This is a genomic window from Allobosea sp. P1_A7 (genome assembly GCF_056406775.1).
Genome location: NZ_JBFTZN010000375.1, coordinates 1 through 4,318 on the forward strand (window position 1 = coordinate 1; position 4,318 = coordinate 4,318).

Sequence of the window (4,318 nt, forward strand, 5' to 3'; positions counted from 1 at the left end):
ACCCCGAGACTCCGATCATTTACGAGGTCGAAAGGCTCCGCGACGGCCGCTCGTTTACGACGCGGCGCGTGCTGGCGATCCAGCATGGCGAGGCGATCTTCTCGATGTCCGCCTCGTTCCAGGCTGAAGAACCCGGCTATGAGCATCAGATGCCGATGCCGGACGTGCCGATGCCGGAGGAACTGCCGAACCGGGAGGAGATGCAGCGCAGCGTGCTGCCGCATATGCCCGAAGCCGTGCGCGCCTATTACCAGCGCGAGCGGCCGATCGAGATTCGGCCCGTCGAGCTCCAGCGCTACGTCACAGGCGAGAAGATGGAGCCGAAGTTCAATGTCTGGATCCGCTCGATGCAGCCTTTGCCCGACGATCCGGCGGTTCATCAAAGCGTGCTTGCCTATGCTTCGGATCTGATGCTGCTCGATTCGAGCCTCATCGCGCATGGCAAGACCGTGTTCGACAAGCAGATCCAGGGCGCGAGCCTCGATCATGCGCTCTGGTTTCATCGCCCCTTCCGCGCCGATGACTGGCTGCTCTATGCTCAGGACAGCCCCTCGACCTCGGGCGCGCGCGGGTTCTCCCGCGGCCTTGTTTTCGATCGCCATGGCAAGCTCGTCGCGTCCGTGGCGCAGGAAGGCCTGATCCGGCCGCGTCCGGACCGCGAATGAGCGCTTTCTAAGCAGAAGCACAGCAACCAAGCATTTGCCTGCTTATTAGGCAATCACCCCGCACCGAGTGGTGCGACGGGGCGTTTTTCCTTGCGTCATCCCCTCATGATCCCCCTCCGGCAGTTGGCACGGGCCTTGAATTGACCGGCCGTGACGTGTGTCGGGCTCCCGGCGCGCGCGGAGCGCAACGCGATCGCCGGGGCTGACATCCGGGCGGCGGAAACGGGGAAACCCAAGCATGAAAATCGTGATGGCTGTCATCAAGCCGTTCAAGCTGGAGGAGGTGCGCGACGGGCTCACCGCCATCGGCGTGCATGGCCTGACCGTGACCGAGGTGAAGGGATATGGCCGGCAGAAGGGCCATACCGAGATTTATCGCGGTGCCGAATATGCCGTGAGCTTCCTGCCGAAGATCAAGATCGAAGTCGCCGTCTCGGACGAACTCGTCGGCAAGGTGATCGAGGCGATCACCGCCGCAGCCCGTACCGGCCAGATCGGCGACGGCAAGATCTTCGYATCGTCGATCGAGAAGGCCGTCCGCATCCGCACAGGCGAGACCGACGGCGACGCCCTCTGATCCTCTCGATCCTTCAGTCCAGGAGTTTCAACCGATGAATTTCAAGACCCCATTGCGGGCCGGGCTGGTCGGAGCGGTGCTCGCCGCGACCACGGCGGTCGCGCTGGCCCAGACAGCGGCGGCTCCCGCCGCGCCGGTGCCGAACAAGGGCGATACCGCCTTCATGATGAGCTCGACCGTGCTCGTGCTGCTGATGACGATTCCCGGCCTCGCCCTGTTCTATGGCGGCCTGGTGCGCAGCAAGAACATGCTCTCGGTGCTGACCCAGGTCTTCGCCATCGTCTGCATGGTCAGCCTGCTCTGGGTGATCTACGGCTACTCCCTCGCCTTCACCCACGGCGGCGGCCTGAACGATTTCGTCGGCGGCTTCTCGAAAGCCTTCCTGCGCGGCGTCGACGGCAACTCGGTCGCGGCGACCTTCTCGAACGGCGTCGTCATCCCCGAATACGTCTACATCTGCTTTCAGATGACCTTCGCCTGCATCACGCCGGCCCTGATCGTTGGCGCCTTCGCCGAGCGCATCAAGTTCTCGGCGCTGATGCTGTTCACCGCCCTCTGGGTGACCTTCATCTATTTCCCGATGGCCCATATGGTCTGGTACTGGGGCGGTCCCGATGCCGTCGGCAATGCGGCCAAGGCTGTCGCTGAGGCGGGCCCCGATGCCAAGGCGGCCGCAACCGCGGCGCTCGACGCGGTCAACGCCGATGCCGGCATGCTCTTCAAATGGGGTGCGCTCGACTTCGCCGGCGGCACCGTCGTCCACATCAACGCGGGCATCGCCGGCCTCGTCGGCTGCATGCTGCTCGGCAAGCGCGTCGGCTACGGTAAGGAATTGATGGCCCCGCACTCGCTGACCATGACGCTGATCGGCGCAGCCCTGCTCTGGGTCGGCTGGTTCGGCTTCAATGCCGGCTCGAATCTCGAGGCCAACGGCACCGCCGCGCTTGCCATGATGAACACCTTCGTCGCCACGGCGGCAGCCGCGCTCGGCTGGCTCTTCGTCGAATGGGCGGCCAAGGGCAAACCCTCGCTGCTCGGTATGGTCTCGGGCGCGGTTGCCGGTCTCGTCGCCGTCACGCCGGCCGCTGGCTTCGCAGGCCCGATGGGCTCGATCGTGCTCGGCCTCGTCGCTGGCGCCGTCTGCTTCGTCTTCTGCTCCACCGTCAAGAATGCGCTCGGCTACGACGATTCGCTCGACGTGTTCGGCATCCACTGCGTCGGCGGCATCATCGGCGCCCTGGCCACCGGCATCCTGGTCAATCAGGCGCTCGGCGGCGGCGGCATCCCGGACTATGTCTCCAAGCCGGGCGAGCTCGTCACCGCGGCCTATGAATTCGGGCCGGCATTCGTGGCTCAGGCCAAGGCCGTTCTCTTCACGCTCGTCTTCAGCGGCGTCGGCTCACTGATCCTCTACAAGATCGTCGACGTCGTCGTCGGTCTGCGCGTCACCACGGATCAGGAGCGCGAAGGCCTCGACATCGCCGAGCACGGCGAGCGCGCCTACAGCATGTAAGCGTCTCCGGCCGCTTCACGTGAAACAGGCCTCGGCGGTCTCCCGCCGGGGCCTTTCTCACGGTAACTCCGCCCGCAGAAGCAGGCCGATCGATCCGCCGGCGAGGCGCTCCCCTTCAAGGTTAAGCGGGTCTTAACCTGACCTTCATACCCTGATCGCTGGAGGCCGGTATGATGCGGCCTGTAGTCCTGTGGAAGGCGGCCCGGCCGGCATGCGAACAATCCGACGCTCCTCATCCCTGATCGATCGCCTGCCCGATCCCGCGCGGGAATTCCTGTCGCGACGGACGTCGGAGATGGTCGGGCTCGGGCTGCTGGCGCTGACAGCGGCCATCGCACTCGCGCTTGCGACCTGGGCCGCTGAAGACCCCAGCCTCAACAACGCCACCGGCGGCGCCGTCAACAACCTGCTCGGGCGCCCGGGTGCGATGATCGCCGATCTGACCATGCAGATGATCGGGCTCGGCGTCATCGCCATGCTCTTCCCGCCGCTGATCTGGGCGCTGCGCCTGATGCGCTTCCACCTGTTCGATCGCGGCGCGCTCAAGCTCGGTCTCTGGGTTGTCGGTATCGTCGCGACGGCGGCCGTCGCGAGCGCCCTTCCGGCGACGCCGCGCTGGCCCTTGCCCACCGGGATGGGCGGCGTGATCGGCGACGGCCTGCTGTTTGGGACGCGCAATCTCGTCGGCATCGCAGGCAGCGCCCTCGGCGGCCTTGTCGCTTTTCTCTATGCCGGTATAGCAATTCTCGCCGTGACCGCCGCCGCGGGCTTCGGCTTCGTCACCGACGAAGATCCGGTCAATGACAGCGACGACGAAGACGAGTCCTGGGCCGAGACCGAGGAGCGTCGCGACGACGAGCCCGGTTTCGCCGTCATCCTTGTCGGCTGGCTTGCCCATGGCGCAATGGCGCTCAAGGGCGCGATCCTGCGTCGCCTGCCGCACCCGCCGGAACCGGCCGTCAGCGCCACTGGCTCCGCTGGCAACCAGCCCGTCAGCCGCGTACGCCGCGAACCGCAGTTCAACGAAGCTGCGGCCCGCGCTGCCCCTCCAGTCTTCGCCCCCGAGCCGTTGCCCAGCCCGCGTCCGGCCAGTCGCGTCGTCGACTTTCCCGATGGCGATATCGACGATGATGATGAACCGCAGGACCTGCGCGATCTCAATGCTCCGCGCGTCACCGCCCGGCCCGCTGCTCCCAAGCCTGGCAAGCGTCTGTCGCGCGAGGCCCAGCCGTCCCTGCTCGATCGCGATCATTTCGAGCTGCCGCCGCTGACCTATCTTGCCGAACCGAAGAAGGTCCCCTCGACAGCCATCTCGACGGATGCGCTGGAGCAGAATGCGACCCTGCTCGAAGGGGTGCTCGAGGACTTTGGCGTGCGCGGCGAGATCAGCCAGGTTCGCCCGGGCCCTGTCGTGACGCTCTACGAGCTCGAGCCGGCGCCGGGGACCAAGTCGTCGCGGGTGATCTCGCTGGCCGACGACATCGCGCGCTCGATGAGCGCGATCTCGGCGCGTGTCGCCGTTGTCCAGGGCAAGAACGCGATCGGCATCGAACTGCCCAATGC

At 66.1% G+C, this 4,318-nt stretch carries 4 protein-coding genes; all 4 read left to right on the plus strand.

The genetic code is table 11. The features are described from left to right. A partial coding sequence (locus AC1D34_RS34460) for an acyl-CoA thioesterase (RefSeq protein ID WP_476826662.1) occupies window positions 1–665 on the plus strand: 665 nt, incomplete at its 5' end. Between the two features lie 238 nt (window positions 666–903). Then, complete coding sequence (locus AC1D34_RS34465) at window positions 904–1,242, plus strand: P-II family nitrogen regulator (protein ID WP_476826663.1); 339 nt, start codon at window positions 904–906, stop codon at window positions 1,240–1,242. 34 nt (window positions 1,243–1,276) lie between these two features. Beyond that, entirely contained in the window at window positions 1,277–2,755 is a 1,479-nt protein-coding gene (locus AC1D34_RS34470) for an ammonium transporter (protein WP_441493289.1), read from the plus strand. A gap of 211 nt (window positions 2,756–2,966) precedes the next feature. Next, window positions 2,967–4,318: DNA translocase FtsK 4TM domain-containing protein (locus tag AC1D34_RS34475; RefSeq protein WP_476826664.1), on the plus strand; the 1,352-nt coding region annotated here is incomplete at its 3' end.

Bases quoted from the DNA above. Each gene is read 5' to 3' on its own strand.
- AC1D34_RS34470 (WP_441493289.1), top strand. From the start codon at position 1,277: ATGAATTTCAAGACCCCATTGCGGGCCGGGCTGGTCGGAGCGGTGCTC.